This window comes from Rossellomorea sp. H136 (assembly GCF_056838065.1).
In genome coordinates, this window is the sequence record NZ_CM166371.1 from 3,573,289 (window position 1) to 3,592,507 (window position 19,219).

Here is a 19,219-nt window from a genome sequence, read left to right on the forward strand (position 1 = left end):
TAGTAAATGCACGATATATAACTGCTTGACTATCAGTTTAATGGAAAGGTTTAAAAAAAGATGTTGGATATTGTCGCATCCTTATCGACAATTTCCCTAACCCTTTTATATGTCTCTTGCACGGTTTCTTTATCTTGGTTTTCTATCCCTTGAAGCATTCGGGTAATCTCTTCTCTCATTTGATCGGTTATCTTGATTTCTCCACAAATCAACGTTTCAAAATCATTTAAGATATTCCAAATCCGTTGAGCCAAATGATTGGCGTTCATCATAACGATGTCCCTGAACACATCATCCAGGTTATCCGCTTCTGACACTTTCTCCAAAAGAGCATCCATCTTCTTTTTTTCTGAAAATAGATCTTTCAGCGCTTCCTTTTCAATCATCATTTTCGTATAAAGAATATCTTCCTGGGCTTTGTGGTCCTGGAGGATGAACATTCCTAATAAATCGATGAGGTGATGATCGCGAAAATCCCTTAAAAAGGTACCTTCGCCTCTTTTGGTTTCAATCAGGCCCAACAATTCCAATGCCCGTAATGCTTCCCTTACAGAAGAGCGCCCAACGTTCAATCGTTCGGACAGCTCTCTTTCAGATGGGATTTTATCGCCGGGCTTGAGGCCGTCTTTAGATATCATTTCTCGTAATTGGTGAACAATTCCAATATATACTTTAGCGTGGGAATGGAGAGAGTTCACTTCTGTCATCATTCACTCTTCCCGATTACCGCTAAATCTTCTGTCTTTTTGCGAATATCTTCCGGATCCACCTTTAAACGGGCTACTCCCGTCTCCATGGCGGCCTTTGCAACTGCAGCTGCTACAGCAGGTGCTACACGCTTATCAAATGGTGCAGGGATGACGTAATCCTCATTCAACTCGTCTTCTCCAATTAAAGCCGCAATCGCTTCAACAGCAGCTTGTTTCATCTTCTCATTGATATGAGTCGCGCGAACATCCAGTGCCCCTCGGAAAATGCCCGGGAATGCAAGGACATTATTTACCTGATTAGGAAAATCGGATCGACCGGTTCCGACCACTTTTGCTCCAGCCGCTTTTGCCAATTGAGGCATAATTTCAGGAACAGGATTGGCCATGGCGAAAATAATCGGGTCCTGCTTCATAGAAGCAACCATTTCTTCTGTTAACGCTCCTGCTACAGAAACACCGATAAATACGTCTGCGTCTTTTAGTACTTCTGTCAGTCCACCTTTGATCTGATCACGATTCGTAAACTTGGCTACTTCGTCCTTGATTCCATTCATTCCTTCAGGACGACCTTCGTAAATCGCTCCCTTGGAATCACACATAATGATGTCTCTCACACCATAACGATAAAGGAGCTTAATGATCGCCATGCCCGCAGCACCGGCTCCATTTGCCACTATTTTGATTTCTGACATCTTCTTCCCAACAATCTTGAGCGCATTCACTAGACCTGCCACGGTTACAATGGCAGTACCATGTTGATCATCGTGAAACACAGGGATATTGGTTTCTTTCTTCAAGCGCTCTTCAATTACAAAGCAATTCGGAGCTGCTATGTCTTCTAAATTCACTCCTCCAAAGGTAGGCTCAAGAAGTTTAACCGTTTCTACAATCTTGTCCACATCCGTTGTGTTCAAACAGATCGGAAACGCATCAACACCCGCAAAGCTCTTGAATAGAACGGCTTTACCTTCCATAACAGGCAAGGAAGCTTCCGGTCCGATATTTCCAAGACCTAAAACTGCCGTGCCATCTGAAACAACGGCTACCATATTCCCTTTCATTGTGTAATCGTAAACCGTTTCTGGCTTGTCATAAATGACTTTACACGGTTCTGCTACCCCTGGGGAATAAGCCAGGCTCAGGTCTTCCGCATTCCGGACCTCCACCTTGGATGTTGTTTCTAATTTCCCTTTGTTTACACGATGCATATGCAGAGCTTCTTCACGCAATGACAATCAACTCACTCCTTCTGATTCTTTACATGCTATATGTCGATTCATGATTCGCATAAATCTTCTAAATGTACATGATATATAGTGAAAAAAAATAAAGTTCAGAGGTGGTCTGACCACCTTTTTCTATTAAACAATAATATAAATATTGGTTTTAGTAAAGTATGTTATTGTAATATGACATTTGCCTCTCCCAGAATCCGCTGCATTTCCCTAAGAGCCTCTTGAGACGGGGACACACGTAAATGGTCCGGAAGCTGGACACTCTTTTTTTCACGTTCATAATAAATGATGACAGGATTCTTCCCTTTGAATCGGTTAATCGTTTGATGAATACGCTGCGTACACGCCTCTTCATCCTGATCGATGGGAATTTTCAAATAGAGCTTTTGATCCCTTGCTTTCACTCTCGCCTGCACTTCTTCCATCTCTTCCACCTGATTCACAATGAACTGAAGCTTATCGTTACGTTCTTCAACATTTCCACCAAACACGAGGATATTCCCTTCTTTTAATTGAGTCATATTATTTCGATAGACATTCGGAAACACCACCGCTTCGATCTCTCCACTTTCATCACCGATTTCAAGGAAGGCCATCACTTCCCCTTTTTTCGTCCGTATGGATTTCATTCCGGTAATATAACCGCCAAATGTGATTTTCGATCCCTTTTGAAGATCGGCTATTTGCTTTAAGCCAAGATCATCATACAGGTGACGGTAGGATGAAACGGGATGGTCAGACAAGTAGAGACCCAGCACCTGTTTCTCGAATTGAAGCTTCGTATCGATCGTCATATCCTCTACCTCGACATGTTTAGGCTTTAACAGGAACGCCTCTTCCTCATGAAATAAATCGGGATCACCTTCAGGGTTAACAAGCTCTGCATGCTGGGCCGCTACATCAAGGCTCGCAAGCAACGTGGCACGGTCCATTTCGAATTCATCGAACGCCCCGGACAATACTAAATTTTCGAGAATTTTTCGGTTAATCGTTTTGGAAGATACCCTCATACAAAAATCAAACAGGTCCTGAAATGGTTTTTCTTTTCTGGCACGGATGATTTCCTTTAAAGCAGCTGCCCCTATTCCTTTGATTGCCCCTAAGCTGTACCGGATCTTATTCTTTCCTTCCACCGTAAAGACAAATTGACTCGTATTAATGGATGGGGGCAGGATCTCAATATCATAAAGCTTTGCTTCCCGGATATACTGAGCCACTTTCGTCTCATTTCCCACTACCGAAGTTAGAAGGGATGATAAGAAAAAAGCAGGATAATGTGCTTTTAGATAGGCCAGTTGATAGGCGATCATACTATAGGCAACAGCATGAGAGCGGTTGAATCCATAATCTGCGAATCTGACAATCAAGTCATAAATGGTGTGCGCTACTTCTTCGGTATATCCTTTCTGTGTTGAACCGGAAACAAAATGCTCCCGTTCCTGATCGAGGACATTCTTTTTCTTCTTCGAAACCGCTCTTCTGAGCAAATCTGCTTCCCCGAGTGAGAAACCAGCCATTTTCGAAGCAATTTGCATGATTTGTTCCTGGTATACAATGACGCCGTAAGTCATTTCAAGAATTGGCTTTAAGTCAGGCAATGGATATTCCACCTTTTCCACGCCGTGCTTCCGTTTAATATACGTCGGGATGTTTTCCATTGGCCCCGGACGGTACAACGCGTTAACGGCCACAATATCTTCAAATGAATTAGGCTTCAGCCTTTTTAAAACATTCCGCATACCTTCTGATTCTAGCTGGAAAATCCCATTGGTCAGCCCTTTACTTAATAATTCAAAGGTTTTAGGATCATTCATGGGTATAGACTCAATGGAGAATGATTTATTGTTTCCCATTTGAACGTTCTTCACAATTCTTTCTAATATACTTAGATTCCGGAGGCCGAGGAAATCCATTTTCAACAAACCGATTTCTTCCAGTACATCCATAGGGAATTGAGTCAAGTGGATACCGGATGCACTGCCCTGAATGGGTACCCATTGAACCAATGGAGCTTCACTCATTACGACTCCCGCCGCATGGGTCGACGTGTGTCTAGGGAGTCCTTCCAGTTTAAGAGCCGTCTGAAATAATTTCTTATAATGATCAGAGCCCGTCACAAATTCACGGAATCCCTTAGACTTTTCATAGGCTTCCTGTAGCGTGATCCCCAACTGATTCGGAACAAGCTTGGATACTTGCTCCTGCTCCTTCATATTCAAGCCAAATACACGACCTGTATCACGCAGGGCTGCCTTCGCTGCAAAGGTCCCGAACGTAATGATCTGGGCAACGTGAAGGCTCCCGTACTTCCCTTCCACATACTCGATCACTTCATCGCGGCGATGATCGGGAAAATCGATATCAATATCCGGCATAGACACCCGCTCAGGATTTAAAAATCGTTCAAACAACAAATGATGCTCGATCGGATCCACATCTGTAATCCTCAATGCGTAAGATACCAAGGAACCCGCTGCCGATCCCCTTCCCGGTCCAGTCAGGATCTTTCTTTCTTTCGCATACTTCATAAAATCCCAGACAATCAGGAAATAATCGCTGAATCCCATCCTTCCTATGACGTCGAGCTCATAATCCAATCGTTCTATGTACTCATCGGAAACCGACTCTACCCTTTCACTCAGGCCTTTCTCACAAAGACGGGTTAATTCCTGAAGGGCAGATACTCCCTCAAGCAGAGGATATTTCGGGAGGAGCTGCTGGTGGAAAGGGATGGTCAGGTGGCACTGATCGGCAATCTTCAACGTGTTTTCAAGCTCCGTTACATGATCAGAAAACAAATCCACCATCTGCTCTTTGGACTTGAAGTAGTACTCCTGTGAACCCAATACGTCCCGGTCATCTTCTGAGAGCTTCACTCCGTCCCTGATCGCAGCCATGCATTCATGGGCGAAATGATCTTCCTGGTTTAAATACTGTACATCATTGGTAGCCACCATATCCGTCCCCGTCTCTACGGCCACCTGCTGTAGCAAAGGAATAAGAGTATCTTCAGACGGAATCCCATGCTTTTGGAGGCTTAAGTAAAAGGAATTCCTGCCGAAGATCTGCTGATAGGTGTTGATGCACTCCTTTGCTTTATCACTTTCACCATTCAATAACAGATTCTCTATCTCACCTTTGATCCCCGGAGAGATCGCAATCAACCCTTCACTATAGGAAGAGAGCCACTTCAACGGGAGCCCAGTCTTAGACTTTGCCCCGATCGCACTCGAAATCTTTAATAGATTCTGATACCCCGTCTGGTTTTTCACGAGGAGAAGAAGGGGATAGGAACCTTCCTCTGACGCAATATCTGCAGTCAACCCGATAATCGGTTTTATGTTTTCTTTTAAACACGCCTTATAAAAAGGGATGGCGGCATACATCATATTTTTATCGGTTAAAGCCAATGCTTTATACTTTGAATTCTTCGCTTTATGTACAAGTCCATTTATCGATATCGTGCTAGACAAGAGACTATAGGCACTCGCTACTTGTAAATGAACAAATGACATGTTATGCACAACCTTTTTCTCAATATACTTTTATTATAGGAAAGAAACCGCAAAAAAGAAAATATGTTCTCCCTCATATCTTGTCTACTAATCCCATATAGTTATCGTAAAGACACGTAATAGATGGAGATGATGAAATGGCAGAAGCTTTCTTTCCGGAATTGGTTAAAAGTTTTTTCATAGCCTTTGGTGTTTTACTAGGTGGATCCTTACTCGGCGGATTAGCTTCTTTTGCAATGGGACAGCCTTTATTCATTGAAATGTGGCGTTTATCTAATTTCCTTAGGATATGGGCGATTATTGCTGCCATCGGAGGTACATTCGATACAGTATACAGCTTTGAAAAAGGATTCTTAAATGGTGAAACGAAGGAGTTATTCAAGCAGTTTCTGTTAATACTATCTGCTTTAGGCGGGGCAAACACTGGTGGGATGATCATTAATTGGCTTACACAGGAGCATATTTCATCATGAGAATCCCACCTTTTTACCGGCTTCCTTCCTGGCAGAGATTCTTTGCAGGAATGGTTGTAGGAGGAATCATCAGCTGGATGATCTTTATCTTCATGTTCGGTTCCATGCACGAAAAACAAACGCAATTAATAGAAGAACAAAAAAATGACATCAGCAAACTGAAAAACACCCTGTCCTATCTTCAGGAAGAATACAAACAACTAAACACCGAAAACGAAGACGAACTCACCATCCAGGAAGTCAAAGTGAAGATCATCAACAACACGAAAACAAAAGTCGAATTACTCAGTATACACGAAACAGAGGATCAGTTGAGCGAGGATTTGAGGAGCCTTTTGACCAAAGACTTAGAAACGGTTTACGGGAATAAGGAACTCATCAAGAAGATCATCGAAAACAAAACGGTCAAATTGAATGATAAGTCCTTTAATTTGAAAGTGCGGGAAATGTACTTTTATACGACTACTCAGATTACGTTGGAGTTGAAGTATGAGGAGTGATATTGCTGGACGAACCTGTCGGAGAGTGCCCTTTGATGAGAGGTTCGTCTTTTGCTGGTAAAATGCTCTTCTTTGCTGAAAATGATTCATTTCCTTTGAAAACGGTTGGGGGATTCCTTTCCTACCTTTCGAATGCTCTACTTAAAGGCATTTCAAGTCTACTTATCCTACCTTTTAGATTGTGATTGCGTCATTTTCAATCACAATTGCGTCTGAAATGATGCTCATTGCGTCATTTTTTAAATTATTGCGTCTGAAATCATCATAATTGCGTCGTTATTCTGAGTTATCGCGTCAATTACCATATTATTACATATCCCTGATAGCTGAGGAACATGTTGAAATTATCTATACTCTCTCATCCCACTCTCAAATGCTTCTCGATCATCATTCTCAACTCCATGGAGCGCTTCTTGCAATGCGAATGTGCTCTTATAAAATGTCATTCTTTCAAAGATTCTTTCCCCATCCGGATACATACTCAGGCACCTTTTAACGAAAGGCTGGCCGTAACTGGATAATAAACCTGCAAAGTCATATGCAGGATCGCCTATTTCCGTTTCCCCAAAATCTATGATTCCCGTTATCTCTTCCCGTTTTGAATCCCACAAAATATTAGATGCTCCAAAATCGCCATGGATAAGAACGGTGTTGAATGATAGAAGTTCCTTATTCGATAAAAACCTTTCAAAGTTATAATCGATTTCAGACTTGGATGTTTCATTCATATACGGGAACAGCTTATCTTTAAATTCCCCATATAAATCTACGATCGAATTCCGTACATCTTCTGCCCTCTTCTTCTCAATTCCTAATCTGTCGACAGGTTGAGAGTGCAATTCCTTCAAAAATTGAACCAATTGGGAAGATATGCGTTCTTCGTTATGAATGTTCTTCATCATATCGTGCCATAAGGGAGTACCTTCAATGCGTTGATAGCCAGTGAACACTTTTCCTACTTCATTGGGTTCCATCGATTTGTACTGAGGATATGGGATGGGTAAACTGAGCTTCCCCCTAATCTGTTCCAGGACTTCGGTTTCTTTTTTTAATTTTTTGATCCCTTCTACATACTTCGGGAACCTGAAGACGAGGGTATCATTAACGATTAGTACATCATTATTCTGACCAAGATCAATGACTTCAATATGATTTATGTTTAACTCTGGATACAATTCTCTTATTCTTTCTTCATGCATCAACTACATAAACCTCCTCAGTTTATTTTTCTCTCCGTAAAAATGAAAGATCACGATATTCCTTTAAAAACAAATCATACTCATCCGCAAATCGCTCTGCCTCTTCCAGGAATGGATAATGGTTACTTTTCTCAAAGATTACTAATCTAGAGTGAGGTATACCTTCAGCCATCTCAATGGAATACGTTAAAGGACATTGGACATCATATCTGCCACACATGACTAAAGTGGGGACTGAAATAAACTCCAGTTTTCTACTGACATCATAAACTTGTAATTCACGGATAAAAAAGTTCATTCGTGCAGCAGACAACCCTTTATGAATGTCGAGTGAAAAAAGCTCACCATATTTTTCAGGAGAGTATAAAGACAATTTCGTCCTTTCCACCGTTAGTTCTTTTCTTATTTCTATTGGTAAATCCGACTGTTTTAACGTTTCTATCAGTTCCTGCATCTTGTGGAAATCCGGGTGCGCAGAATTATAAATGCAATCTTCTGAGAAGGTCATATATTCTCTTGCAGCTGCCCCAACAATCACATTAACATCGAGACTTTCTGAAAAGTGGATTCCGTAAAGTATCCCTAACATCCCTCCTGTTGAATGACCGGCGAACCCCCATTGAAGAAAACCTAAAGCTTCCCGAATCGCTTCCAAGTCGAATATGGATTCCAACATACTCAGCTGATAGGGTTCGATTGCTTTCTCCGATTGACCCGCTTCCCGTAAGTTGATTAAAAAGACTTGGTTTGTCCTTGTAAATGACTCTGCAAAATAGTCACCGGTTTGGTTGAATTCTGAATAATGGTGGGTAACACAAAGCGGGGCTCCCTGTCCCCTGATAAATAGCTCAAATACTCCGCGTGTTGTATGTAGTAGTTTCCTTTTCCATTTCCCCATAATCACGTCCCTTTCTGAGCTAAAATGTTTAGCAATTTTACCAAAAAGCCCTCTTTTAAGATAAAATTTTTTGTATTTTAATGATGGAGATTACACGACTTACTTAAAATAATCCTAAATAAGTAAATAAAAATATTAACACCACATACTTATAAGCATTGCTTGATGATTTTTTATTGTTTGTTTTACTTCTTATGTCTATGGTTAGAAATGCAAGGAAAATAATGATCAATACATATGTAATAGCTTCCCTTATTGACGACAGTCCACTCATAAGTGTTAACAGTAAAACTAAACTAACGATGAATATGAATGTTAAAGGAATATACTCAGGTTTAAATTTGATGTAGTGCAAGTGAATCACCCCCAATGGTTTCTTTCATTCAGACTGCTCTCCCATTAGAATGAATATATATAAAATAGATAAGCTTAACCTAAAACACTTTCTCTCTCAGAGCACCTTTCATCTCATGATGTAATATCATAGTTTTGTCTTAATGAACAAAAAACTGAGACATCCAAGCAATATAATAAGAGCCCGGGATAAAGATCAATTGAGCGATCACTGTTCCAAGCAGTCTGGATACAATCATCATGATGGAAAGGCCTTTTAATTCTGGATAATTCCCCTTCCCATTTGCCACATCATCAGCCAACACGGAAATCTTTGGATCAATGAACAGGGTAAGTAAAATGGTTGCGATACCATTGATCAAACCCGAAGCCATGGTCGCACTGTGTCCTCTATCAGGTACGATGATAGCAGCATATAGCGCAGATAGAACACCAATCGTGTAAACAGCTGTAATCAACATATTAATAAAAAATAATCTCTTGGGAATTGCCCTAAAGTTGATTCCCTCCAAATATCTTCTACCCGGCTTGGAAATATGATTGATCCCTCTTTTATAAAGGTCATTTTTAAACCCAAGCTTGATCAATCGGGGAACAGAACCTCCCTGCTGTGAAAGATGGATAATCCCCCTGGAAAACAAAGCAACGAACGTAGGCAGTAATACAATTCCTACGATTGTCCCTAAAGTCGAGGCACCAATCAACACCCTGAATTGTCCTTCTATCACTTCTAATTCTCTGCCCTCAGGTGCAGCATCGATGAGACCGCCTGTAAAAGGCTGTTGCATCATATTCGACATCCTTGAAACAATGACCATCATATTAAATAAAGATAAACCGGAAGCGATTAGCTTCACCCTTGCCCCGGATAACCGGACAGCATAAGCAAGGGTTTCAATACTATGTATAATCAGAATAAATAGTGCAATCGATATGACTGGTAACGAAACAAATTCCACGACGACAACTCCCTTTTTTATCCAAAAAATATTATAGCATTAAAAAAAAGGAACATTTCGTATTTTTGAAATGTTCCTTGAATTCGGCTCTCCTTTATTTTCTATACACCTCATACCAATGAAAAGGTTGAACTTCTTTTAAAGTCTTAAATAGTAGATCACCTTCAGGTTGACAAATGCCCACTTTCACGCTCGCTCCCCAATAGAAAAGCCTCTCCTGACAAATACCACAAGGCGTTAGAACTTTGTACTGGGAGTTTTCATCATCACGCACGACACAAATGGAATGAATCACTTCAGTATCCAGTTTATGTGCTTCCAGTATGGCTCCCGTTTCAATACATAACTCTGTGGAAGCATTGATGATTTTCAGAGAAACACTAGTGAGGATTTCTCCGCTTTTTGTATACATCGCAGCAGCACCTCCCCAACCTGTCGGGTATCTTTTTTCGATTAAGGATACCGCTTCTTCGAAAAGTATCATTTCAATATTCATCTTTAGCCCCCTCTAAAATGCAAATTGCAAACTTCCTATTTCCTCTATACTACGTTGGTCATTTTACCAGGCGTGTTAAGGGCTGAAATCTTCTTATTCTAACTCGAAATCTATTGAAATCAAATGAAATGTACGTATTTTCCGCTTGAATAAGTGCTCTTTCGGAGTAAAACCTTCGATCAGTACTCTCTCCAGCGATTTATGATCCGGTTTGGACTCTTTATGATCCTCTTTTTGAAAATGTGATCCGGTTTTGGGAACTTATGATCCTGATTTTCGATATATAATCCTGATTATCATTTTATGACCCGTTTGTCGAAAAATTCTCATTCAAAGACTTTCGTCGTCTTCCCTACAAAAAAACAAAGCTCCCAGGCATTTGATCAAATACCTGGGAGCTTTGGTGCAGTCAATACATCTACTTCTGACCCGCAGGAAAGTGTGGTACCACATACTCCCCCAGCCCCTGAATAACTTCATCAGCAGGACGCTCACTGTCAAACAATGCAAAGAAGAGATGGTTCACTCCTGCATGTTTGTAAATATTCAATAATTCAATCAGATAGTTCTGGCCGAGGCGGATCGGTCTTGGGATTTCATTCGGATCCTCTGCAAGATCTAGGTGTATCGGTTGGCTGAATGGCTTGAAAAGACCTGGATGGTACTCTTCTACAAGGCTTCCAACGACGGATGGTCCTCTTGATCATGAGGATTGCGTGGATAATACATCCAGCCATCGCCATGTTCGGCGAACCAGTTCATGTCCTGCTGGGCATATCCGGTAATGAAGGTCGGGATGCCTGTTGTCGGTTTTGGAACCAGGTTCGCCCCCCGATGCCCTCCTTGTTGACTCGATATGAGGAAATTCACGGTACAGGATTTCCTGAAGATAATGATAGGCTTCAACGAAAGTATGCCCCCGGTCCGGATGGGATGCACCGAGTGCCGCAAAGTCTGCCCGGCGGACACCTGATGATACCCCAAGCAGAATCCTGCCAGGAAACAATTGATCAATAGTGGCTATTTCCTTCGCGACACGCAATGGATGACGTAGTGGTAATACCGCCGCAGCCGTTCCAAGTGCAATGTCCTCGGTCTTACCAGTTAGATAGGTTAAATAAATCATCATGTCATAGATCTGACCCACGGCCGTGTCTCCAAAGTTTGGATCCTCAAGGAGAACACCCCTGAACCAAAGGCTTATGAAACCAAGTTTCTCTGACAATTGTGCCAGTTCTACCTGCTTTTCCATCGTCGAGTTGACGAAACGATAATTTTCAAAGGAATAAGAAGACCTAACGTCAACTCTCCCTCTTTGTACATGCGGTTATAGGCTTTGTGATGTAAGAATGGATTCATCTTTCCTTCTCCCTTTCTTCATTTGACGGGAGGCGGCGTATAGTGCCTCCCCTGTCAAGATAGTCGGTGGTACGATGTTTCTTCCGTTGATTCATTGATTCACTCGATCTTTCTATACTTGAACCATTCCAACGCCTACCCTTTAGGTTGACTTTCGTTCGATCCCGCGGAGCCAAGTCGTTAACAGTACAGCTCCTGCCACCATGATGGCACCGATCCACGGGGTATGGATCAAGCCGATTCCATCCAAGATCATCCCACCGACAAAGGAACCGATCGCGATCCCGATGTTAAATGCCGCGATATTTAAGGCTGACGCCACATTGACTGCTGACGGTACATACTTTTCAGCCAAATTGACAACAAGGATCTGCAGCCCGGGCACGTTCATGAAAGCGAATAACCCCATTAGGAAGATCGCGATCAGACCTGCAACTTTAAATGGTGCTGCGAATGTTAGAACTAATAGAATGATGGCTTGCATAACAAACATCCAGAATAACGCTTTTAAAGGACTCTTGTCGGATGCTTTCCCTCCGACGACATTTCCGATGGCAACGGCAATTCCGTATACAAGAAGGATGATACTCACCCATTTCGCGCTGAATCCCGTCACGTCTTGCAGCAAAGGTGTTAAATAAGTGAACGCGACGAACGTCCCACCATACCCAAGTGCTGTGATGGCAAAGGCTAATAATAATCGACCATTCGTTAGAATTTTCAATTGTTCACTGAACTTAGCTGGTGGTGCTTCTTTTAAGTTCTTCGGTACCAGGATGGAACTGGCAATGATGCCAACGACACCTAGAAGGGCTACTCCCCAGAATGTGGCTCTCCAGCCGAATGCCTGCCCGATGAAGGTTCCTAGTGGTACTCCTGTAACCGTCGCGACCGTCAATCCTGTGAACATAAAGGCAATCGCACTTGCCCGCTTATGGGCAGGTACTAAATCGGCGGCAATTGTCGATCCGATCGAGAAGAAAATTCCGTGTGAGAATGCCGTGATAAATCTGGCAACGAGCAATAACCCGAAACTGGTGGAAAGTGCTGCAACCGAGTTCCCAACGATGAATATAAGCATCAATGACATGAGAAGGGATTTCCTGTTCATCTTACTGGTCAGTGCGGTCAACACAGGAGCCCCAATGGCCACTCCGATGGCATAGCCAGAAATCAACAATCCTGCGAGTGTAATCGATATCGATAAATCATCGGCAATCGATGATAATAATCCAACGGGTACAAATTCTGTCGTCCCTATTCCAAAGGCACTGATGGCAAGGGCAAGTAACGCCGGTGTGCCACCTTTCGTTTTTGACTGATCTATTGTAGTTGAGGTTGAACTCATAACGTTTATTCCTCCTTGGATAATTCGTTTATTGAAATGAGAATCGAAGGCGCCTTTCGTTTCTCTGTACACATCATAATAATGGGTACAAATAAATATTTGAAGTACGCACTTTAAAGTCATGTAGGTACTTTTTTGTATCCTAGGAACTTCACAGTGCCTATACACCTTTCAAACCTCTTCTGTAAAATCCAATAGGTACGTTTGAAAAGCTAAACTGAATTATGAACGAGATGGACACTATTGAGAAGAACGCACTTTGAAGTGGCATAGGCACCTGGAAGTACCTATGGCCAAGATTGTCGTGGAAGAAAGACTGTAAGGTATGATAAAAGCTCATTCCTAGTCAAAAGGAAAGGAACTGGTTACACTAAAATGAATGAAGGTATTTAGGTGGAGGTACATAATGAAAGCACTCGTATTTGAAAAGTTTGGTGGACCGGATGTCATCCATTACCAGGAGATCGCTTCTCCCGTAATGAGACCGGATGAAGTTTTATTAGAAATGAAGGCAATAGGGCTGAATTTCGCGGACGTTTACAGAAGAAAAGGAAATTATCACTTAGCAGGAAATCCTCCGTACATATGTGGCTATGAGGGGGCAGGAATCGTCAAACGTATAGGAAGCAACGTGACAGGAATTGAAGCTGGCGACCGTATCGCTTTTGCCGATGTCCCTTATGCGAACGCTGAACTTGTGGCAGTGCCAAAAGAAAAAGCCATTCCGCTGCCGGACGATATATCGTATGAAACAGCTGCAGCCCTTTTATTACAAGGCCTTACTGCTCATTATTTAACGAGAGACAGCTATGCAATTAAAAGTGGGGATACTGCTTTAATCCATGCTGCAGCTGGCGGAGTGGGACAGCTCCTTGTACAAATCATCAAGATTTTAGGTGGCACAGTCATTGGGTTAACTTCCTCGGAAGAAAAGAGGCAGGCGGCCTTATCTATTGGAGCTGACCACATGTTTTTATATAGCGAAGACTGGAAACAGCAAGTCAAGGATGTGACTGAAGATAACGGGGCGGACGTTGTATTTGAATCCGTAGGTTCAACGTTGATGGACAGTTTTGAAATCACTCGAGTCGGAGGGACGGTCGTATTTTTCGGTATGGCTGGAGGAGATCCTGTTTCTGTTGATCCCCGAATGCTGATGGACACTTCGAAAACCCTGACAGGCGGAGACCTATGGAATGTATTGACTTCTCACGAAGAACGGGTATCCCGCTCCCACGAGTTATTCGGATGGATCCAAGAAAGAAAGTTAAAGGTCTCTGAACCAACGGCCTTTCCTTTAAGCGAAGGTGCTAAAGCCCATGAATACCTGGAAAGCAGAAAAAGTACAGGAAAGATTTTATTGATTCCGTAAAAAAGGGTAGACACAACGAAATAAACCCCGTCCCATGTACGGACGGGGTTTATTTTGGTGTCAACCTCTTGCCATCTACAAATCCTGAGCTAACCGAATCATATCCCTACATTGGATCCCATTTTCATAAATTTCTTCTGAATAATGCCTAATGAAAAAGTCCATATCCACACCAACCATTCTAAATCCACATTTCTGATAAAGAGCCAATTGGCCAATTCCAGAATTACCGGTGCCCACTTCAATGGTCTTGTAGCCTTTGGACCTTGCCACCTTAACAGCATCCATCACCAGCTGCTTTCCAATCCCTCTTCCATGCATCTCTTCCGCAACCGCCACATTCACTAGCTCGATGGTCTCAGGTCTTGTTGGAAGTAATACATACACTCCAACCATTTTCTGTTCAAGTTTAGCTACAAAGCACTCTCCCCGAGTAACATATTCTTTTACGATTTCTTCTGAAGGATCGGCCAATAGCAGTAATTCCATTGGAAGATCTTCATCTGTCTTTCGTTTTCTGATAATCATTTTTTACCTCGCTTAAAAAATTGGGATTTCTTTTATTAAATTATTATACTACCCGTTTGCTGAAAAGGTAGAAGGCAACGAATTGCTTATAAGCGGCGGTAAGACCGATACCACAAAAAAAGACCCAACCGTTATGGCGAGTCAAGAGTCGTTTGCTTTTTTTAAATAGGATTTTCCTAAGGGAATTAGTTCTTGTAAACCGTCAACTTCTCTTCTGCTGATGTTCGATCCCTCACCTGAGGTACTTTATCAAAGTATCCCATATGCAAGAATCCGACAATCTTCTCTCCAGGCTTCACGTCTAATAAGTCACGCACTTTTGGATCATAAATGTGTGGATTCGTCTTCCAAACAACTCCGAGCTTTTGTTCCCAAGCTAGCAACTGAAAGTTTTGAATTAGAGAGCTGACCGCACCAAAATTCTCTTCCCATTGCTTTTGTCTCGGATCTTCCTCCATGACCACAATAAGGAATGCAGCGGGTTGGCTGAAATAATTCCTTCTGTTCTCCTGCATATCTGAAGAAAATGTCTTCACTAGATTTTCTACAAAGCCTTCCTTCTCTTTGGTTGACACAAAGATAAAACGCCAAGGCTCTCTTAAGCCGTGGTTCGGTGCCCAGATGGCATCGTCCAATATCTCAAGCACGGTTTCCTCTGTTACTTCTTTATCTATATATCCACTTTTAATCGAACGACGTTCACGAATGATTTTAGCTAAATTTGATTTTGTATTTTCCATTGTACAATCCCCTCACATAATAGATACCTTTATAAATGATAACAATTATCATTCTCATTTGTAAAGGTTTATCTCTGTAAATCTCTGATATTCCTAATCGGGGATATATTCAATTGATATAAGATCCTGCCTTATTATAATCAAAGGACCACCAGTGAGACTCACTGGTGGTCCTATTTTTCAACTATTAAGTTTCAATATCACGTTTATTAAAGCCAATAAATCCTGCCGCTGTCAGTACAACGGCAATCATGCATAAAAGTAGGAGTGGCATGAAAGAAAAGTCTTCAATCGGTGTCTGTGGGACGTGACCAAAAGGTGAAATGTTACCAATCCAATCCGAAAATTGGAATAATCCTCCCAGATACAACACGATAAAAGAATAAAAAACATAAAGCCATATCATGCTCGTTAGCTTTGGCAAATACCCCATAAGAAATACAGCTATACTAATCATGACGAGCATGGCTGGATAGTAGGACAGGGCTGCGCCAAAGATCATCTCAAAGGATAATCCACCTTCCACCACTGCATTACCCGCCGACCATAGTCCTAGCGCTGCAAGGGAAATCATGACAAAACCATTGACTATAGAAATAATGAAGTAACTGCCCAATAGTTTTGTTCGTGAAACGGTTCTACTTAACAGGTGGAAAATTCGTTCCTTCTTCTCTTCCCCGCGCAATTTATTCATGGACATAACGGGAGGGACGGTTGCCAGCAATGAAATGACGATCATCAACATTGGGATAAATTGTTCTATCAACGTTACCCCTTCCGCTGGTTGTAGCAGCTGTTTCATTGTTTCACTTTCAGAAAAAAAGGATTCGAGATCTCCTAAAACAGAGCCATAAGAGGCACCTAACACATACATACCAATGGCCCATGATATGATACCGGTTCGTTGCAATCTTAATGCAAGACCGATTGGACTTTGCAAAAAGCGGGATGCATGTTTTTTACCGGGCTTGGATGGTAAAAAGCCACGATCCAAGTCACGAATGGCGTTCAAATAATTCGCTGCGGCATAAAGAACGATTGAAGCAGCAATCATTAAAATAATCGGCCACCAATTATTCGTATCGTAAACTTCTGCTTTTGTAACCCATGCCAAAGGTGAAATCCACGATAGCGCTTCGTTGCTTACGTCCGTGATGGCCCGAAGAAGATAGGATAGAAGAAGTACCGCTATTGAATAACCGATGGTACCACGTGAACTGTCCGACAGCTGTGCAAATATGGCTGTTACCCCGGCAAAGAATAAACCAGTCGCCCCTAATGCCGTACCATACAGTAAGGACCCTTCAAGATCTATGCTATCAATCCCAAGGGAAAAGAGGCCAAAACCATTGATCAATGCGATTCCAACACACGTAGCCGTTACAACTAGTAAGACTGCATTTAAGTAGGAAAGGCGTCCCGTCGGTAACGAACGAAGCATTTCCAAACGTCCATCCTCTTCAGCAGCTCGGGTGTGGCGAGTGACAAGGAGGATGGACATTAACCCTACCACTGCAGCGGTCATAAGTAACATCTGATGTGCGGTCATGACACCAATCGTATAGTTGCTTAAATCAGCTGGACCAGTCATGGCAGTCATCGCGGGATTGGCCATTGTTTGGGCCATTGCATCTCTTTCCTGTTGAGAGCTGTACAAATCCTTAAATGCTGTTGGCACGACTATCGTAAAAAACGTAAGGGAGATGATCCAGATTGGGATCCGGATACGATCAAGACGGAAAATGAATTTAGAAAGGTAAGCCGTTTTAGCCATTAAATTGGCTGCCATCACTGTACACCTCCCTCTCCTGTATCCTTCGCTCCTTCATAATGACTCATAAATAAATCTTCCAACGTTGGTGGGGCACTTTCTAGCTTAACAATACCAAACGGGCTAATATGCTTGATAACAGCATCTATTTGCTCAGTGTCAACCTGAAACGATATACCATGTTCGCTTGCCTCAATTTCATGGATGCCTTCCAGCTCATTTAAACCTGTAATCGGCATCTTGGTATCGACTAGCATTTGTGTTCTTGTTAAGTGACGAAGCTCGCTTAATGACCCAGACTCGATAATCTTACCTTGACGAATAATACTGACACGATCGCACAGCTTCTCTACCTCTGATAAAATATGACTGGAAAGCAGTACACTTTTTCCTTGTCTTTTTACATCCATCACACATTCCTGAAACACCTTTTCCATTAAAGGGTCTAGTCCGGAAGTGGGTTCATCCAGAATGTAGAGATCTGCATCAGATGAAAAGGCCGCGACTAATGCTACCTTTTGTCGATTCCCTTTGGAATATGTTCTACACTTCTTGGATGGATCTAAATCAAATTTTTTTATCAATTCCTCGCGTCTTGCCCTATTCGTTGTACCATTGAGTTTCACAAATAAATCAATGACCTCTCCCCCTGTTAGGTTTGGCCATAAATTCACATCCCCAGGGACATAAGCAATGTTCTTATGAATGTCTACAGCATCCTGCCACGCGTCTTTGTTGAAAATTTTCACCTCTCCATCTGATGCCTTTAATATTCCTAATAAAACGCGGATTGTGGTTGATTTACCTGCACCATTTGGACCAATAAACCCTACAACCTCCCCTTTATTCACCTCAAGATTGATCTTGTCCAATGCAGTAAACTTGCCAAACTTCTTTGATAAATTGGTTACTTTCAATAAGCTCATTTGTTCATTCCTCCCCATCTTTATAGAAACAACGTCTTAGAATTTCGGAATAGCTGTTCCATTCATTGAATATCTCCATTCCAACATGATGAAAAGAATCTATCTTCGCCATTTGTAATTCTGCAAAACCAACCATTGTCCAATTAAGGATATGCACTGCTTTTTCCGGATCAACTCCCTCTCGGAATTTTGACCAATCTATATTTTGGTAGATCCTTTTCAAGCCATCATCCATAATACTTCCCTTTATCCGCTCAATATCCGATTTTACTTCCGGTGCTTTCTCATCACCAGACGATTTAAGGAAATCAAATACTAACGGGTATTTTTTTTGAATGTTTAATTTGACCAATCCCACCTGGTGAATCCTTTTGAAGAGATCCCTTTCATTCATGTCGATTCCATCATAAATTCGCTCGATGATTTCCATTGAATTTCCAATTAAATACAGGTACAAATCCTTTTTATTTTTAAAATAGTTGAATAGTGATCCTTTAGAGATCTGTGCTTCCTTTACTATTTCATTTGTTGATGCTTTATCAAAACCACTGTTAACAAACTCTTTCATTGCTGCATTAATAATTCGCTCTTGCTTTTCTATTTTCAAATTTTTAAATTTAGTACTAATAATTATGCTGCCTCCCTTCATAAAATGACCACTTTGGTCATTTTTAATATAACAAAAAATGACCATTGTGGTCAATACTTTCAAATTTTTTGGGGAAATAGAAAAATCCTTCTCTCTTTGCGATATCAATGATGGTCTTGGGTCTAACACTCCCATCCAAATGACAGTGTATTTCAATTTGGGCATAATAGAAAAATTCATTGTTGGA

Annotated in this window: 16 protein-coding genes and 1 pseudogene; 3 read left to right on the forward strand and 14 right to left on the reverse strand. The window is 41.7% G+C overall.

Going from position 1 to position 19,219, the window contains the following annotated elements:
* Positions 1-50: 50 nt before the first annotated feature.
* The 3 genes from ACYH0O_RS18300 to dnaE form a co-directional block, all read right to left on the reverse strand.
* Positions 51-710 carry a FadR/GntR family transcriptional regulator gene (locus tag ACYH0O_RS18300; protein WP_482629795.1) on the reverse strand — a complete coding sequence of 220 codons (660 nt, stop codon included), beginning with the start codon at positions 708-710 and terminating at the stop codon, positions 51-53.
* Complete coding sequence (gene ystJ, locus ACYH0O_RS18305) at positions 707-1,945, reverse strand: NADP-dependent malic enzyme (protein ID WP_482629796.1); 1,239 nt, start codon at positions 1,943-1,945, stop codon at positions 707-709. The genes ACYH0O_RS18300 and ystJ overlap by 4 nt, the downstream gene beginning before the upstream one ends.
* A gap of 164 nt (positions 1,946-2,109) precedes the next feature.
* Positions 2,110-5,460 carry a DNA polymerase III subunit alpha gene (gene dnaE, locus ACYH0O_RS18310; RefSeq protein WP_482629797.1) on the reverse strand — a complete coding sequence of 1,117 codons (3,351 nt, stop codon included), beginning with the start codon at positions 5,458-5,460 and terminating at the stop codon, positions 2,110-2,112.
* A 137-nt stretch (positions 5,461-5,597) separates the two neighbouring features.
* Here dnaE and ytrH point away from each other — a divergent pair, with 137 nt between their 5' ends.
* Complete coding sequence (ytrH, locus tag ACYH0O_RS18315; protein WP_113969604.1) at positions 5,598-5,933, forward strand: sporulation membrane protein YtrH; 336 nt, start codon at positions 5,598-5,600, stop codon at positions 5,931-5,933.
* Entirely contained in the window at positions 5,930-6,433 is a 504-nt protein-coding gene (ytrI, locus tag ACYH0O_RS18320) for a sporulation membrane protein YtrI (protein WP_149156201.1), read from the forward strand. Before ytrH ends, ytrI begins: the two co-directional genes overlap by 4 nt.
* A 344-nt stretch (positions 6,434-6,777) precedes the next feature.
* Here ytrI and ACYH0O_RS18325 read toward each other — a convergent pair whose 3' ends face one another.
* The 6 genes and pseudogenes from ACYH0O_RS18325 to ACYH0O_RS18350 all read right to left on the reverse strand — a co-directional run bounded on the left by ACYH0O_RS18325 (position 6,778) and on the right by ACYH0O_RS18350 (position 13,046).
* Positions 6,778-7,632, reverse strand: a complete 855-nt coding sequence (locus tag ACYH0O_RS18325; RefSeq protein ID WP_482632610.1) for a phosphotransferase family protein — start codon at positions 7,630-7,632, stop codon at positions 6,778-6,780.
* A 22-nt stretch (positions 7,633-7,654) separates the two neighbouring features.
* The gene (locus ACYH0O_RS18330) at positions 7,655-8,530 is read right to left on the reverse strand and encodes an alpha/beta fold hydrolase (RefSeq protein WP_482629798.1); all 876 of its coding nucleotides are present in this window, start codon (positions 8,528-8,530) and stop codon (positions 7,655-7,657) included.
* Positions 8,531-9,024: 494 nt separating this feature from the next.
* Complete coding sequence (locus tag ACYH0O_RS18335; protein ID WP_482629799.1) at positions 9,025-9,843, reverse strand: lipid II flippase Amj family protein; 819 nt, start codon at positions 9,841-9,843, stop codon at positions 9,025-9,027.
* A gap of 94 nt (positions 9,844-9,937) precedes the next feature.
* Positions 9,938-10,339, reverse strand: coding sequence for a cytidine deaminase (locus tag ACYH0O_RS18340; protein WP_482629800.1), 402 nt, complete (start codon positions 10,337-10,339; stop codon positions 9,938-9,940).
* Positions 10,340-10,757: 418 nt separating this feature from the next.
* Positions 10,758-11,698 (reverse strand): annotated as a pseudogene (locus tag ACYH0O_RS18345) (TIGR03571 family LLM class oxidoreductase).
* Between the two features lie 142 nt (positions 11,699-11,840).
* The gene (locus ACYH0O_RS18350) at positions 11,841-13,046 is read right to left on the reverse strand and encodes an MFS transporter (RefSeq protein ID WP_482629801.1); all 1,206 of its coding nucleotides are present in this window, start codon (positions 13,044-13,046) and stop codon (positions 11,841-11,843) included.
* 379 nt (positions 13,047-13,425) lie between these two features.
* Here ACYH0O_RS18350 and ACYH0O_RS18355 point away from each other — a divergent pair, with 379 nt between their 5' ends.
* Positions 13,426-14,418, forward strand: coding sequence for a quinone oxidoreductase family protein (locus tag ACYH0O_RS18355; protein ID WP_482629802.1), 993 nt, complete (start codon positions 13,426-13,428; stop codon positions 14,416-14,418).
* Between the two features lie 75 nt (positions 14,419-14,493).
* On the opposite strand, the gene ACYH0O_RS18360 is transcribed toward ACYH0O_RS18355, so the two are convergent.
* The 5 genes from ACYH0O_RS18360 to ACYH0O_RS18380 form a co-directional block, all read right to left on the reverse strand.
* Positions 14,494-14,946 carry a GNAT family N-acetyltransferase gene (locus tag ACYH0O_RS18360; protein WP_149156195.1) on the reverse strand — a complete coding sequence of 151 codons (453 nt, stop codon included), beginning with the start codon at positions 14,944-14,946 and terminating at the stop codon, positions 14,494-14,496.
* 185 nt (positions 14,947-15,131) lie between these two features.
* Positions 15,132-15,686: a nitroreductase family protein gene (locus ACYH0O_RS18365; RefSeq protein WP_482629803.1), complete on the reverse strand. Its 555-nt coding sequence runs from the start codon at positions 15,684-15,686 to the stop codon at positions 15,132-15,134.
* A 187-nt stretch (positions 15,687-15,873) separates the two neighbouring features.
* On the reverse strand, positions 15,874-17,475 hold the full coding sequence (locus ACYH0O_RS18370) for an ABC transporter permease (protein WP_482629804.1): 1,602 nt from the start codon (positions 17,473-17,475) through the stop codon (positions 15,874-15,876).
* Positions 17,475-18,383 (reverse strand): ABC transporter ATP-binding protein, encoded by a 909-nt coding sequence (locus tag ACYH0O_RS18375; RefSeq protein ID WP_482629805.1) that lies wholly within the window; start codon positions 18,381-18,383, stop codon positions 17,475-17,477. The genes ACYH0O_RS18370 and ACYH0O_RS18375 overlap by 1 nt, the downstream gene beginning before the upstream one ends.
* Positions 18,384-18,387: 4 nt before the next feature.
* Positions 18,388-19,212, reverse strand: coding sequence for a TetR/AcrR family transcriptional regulator (locus ACYH0O_RS18380; protein WP_482629806.1), 825 nt, complete (start codon positions 19,210-19,212; stop codon positions 18,388-18,390).
* Between the last annotated feature and the right edge of the window lie 7 nt (positions 19,213-19,219).

Coding starts and splice junctions, on each gene's coding strand:
- ACYH0O_RS18365 (WP_482629803.1), bottom strand. CDS start 15,686: ATGGAAAATACAAAATCAAATTTAGCTAAAATCATTCGTGAACGTCGT.
- ACYH0O_RS18370 (WP_482629804.1), bottom strand. CDS start 17,475: ATGGCAGCCAATTTAATGGCTAAAACGGCTTACCTTTCTAAATTCATT.
- ACYH0O_RS18360 (WP_149156195.1), bottom strand. CDS start 14,946: ATGATTATCAGAAAACGAAAGACAGATGAAGATCTTCCAATGGAATTA.
- ytrH (WP_113969604.1), top strand. CDS start 5,598: ATGGCAGAAGCTTTCTTTCCGGAATTGGTTAAAAGTTTTTTCATAGCC.
- ACYH0O_RS18380 (WP_482629806.1), bottom strand. CDS start 19,212: ATGAATTTTTCTATTATGCCCAAATTGAAATACACTGTCATTTGGATG.
- ACYH0O_RS18325 (WP_482632610.1), bottom strand. CDS start 7,632: ATGCATGAAGAAAGAATAAGAGAATTGTATCCAGAGTTAAACATAAAT.
- ACYH0O_RS18300 (WP_482629795.1), bottom strand. CDS start 710: ATGATGACAGAAGTGAACTCTCTCCATTCCCACGCTAAAGTATATATT.
- ytrI (WP_149156201.1), top strand. CDS start 5,930: ATGAGAATCCCACCTTTTTACCGGCTTCCTTCCTGGCAGAGATTCTTT.
- ACYH0O_RS18355 (WP_482629802.1), top strand. CDS start 13,426: ATGAAGGTATTTAGGTGGAGGTACATAATGAAAGCACTCGTATTTGAA.
- dnaE (WP_482629797.1), bottom strand. CDS start 5,460: ATGTCATTTGTTCATTTACAAGTAGCGAGTGCCTATAGTCTCTTGTCT.
- ACYH0O_RS18340 (WP_482629800.1), bottom strand. CDS start 10,339: ATGAATATTGAAATGATACTTTTCGAAGAAGCGGTATCCTTAATCGAA.
- ACYH0O_RS18330 (WP_482629798.1), bottom strand. CDS start 8,530: ATGGGGAAATGGAAAAGGAAACTACTACATACAACACGCGGAGTATTT.
- ACYH0O_RS18375 (WP_482629805.1), bottom strand. CDS start 18,383: ATGAGCTTATTGAAAGTAACCAATTTATCAAAGAAGTTTGGCAAGTTT.
- ACYH0O_RS18350 (WP_482629801.1), bottom strand. CDS start 13,046: ATGAGTTCAACCTCAACTACAATAGATCAGTCAAAAACGAAAGGTGGC.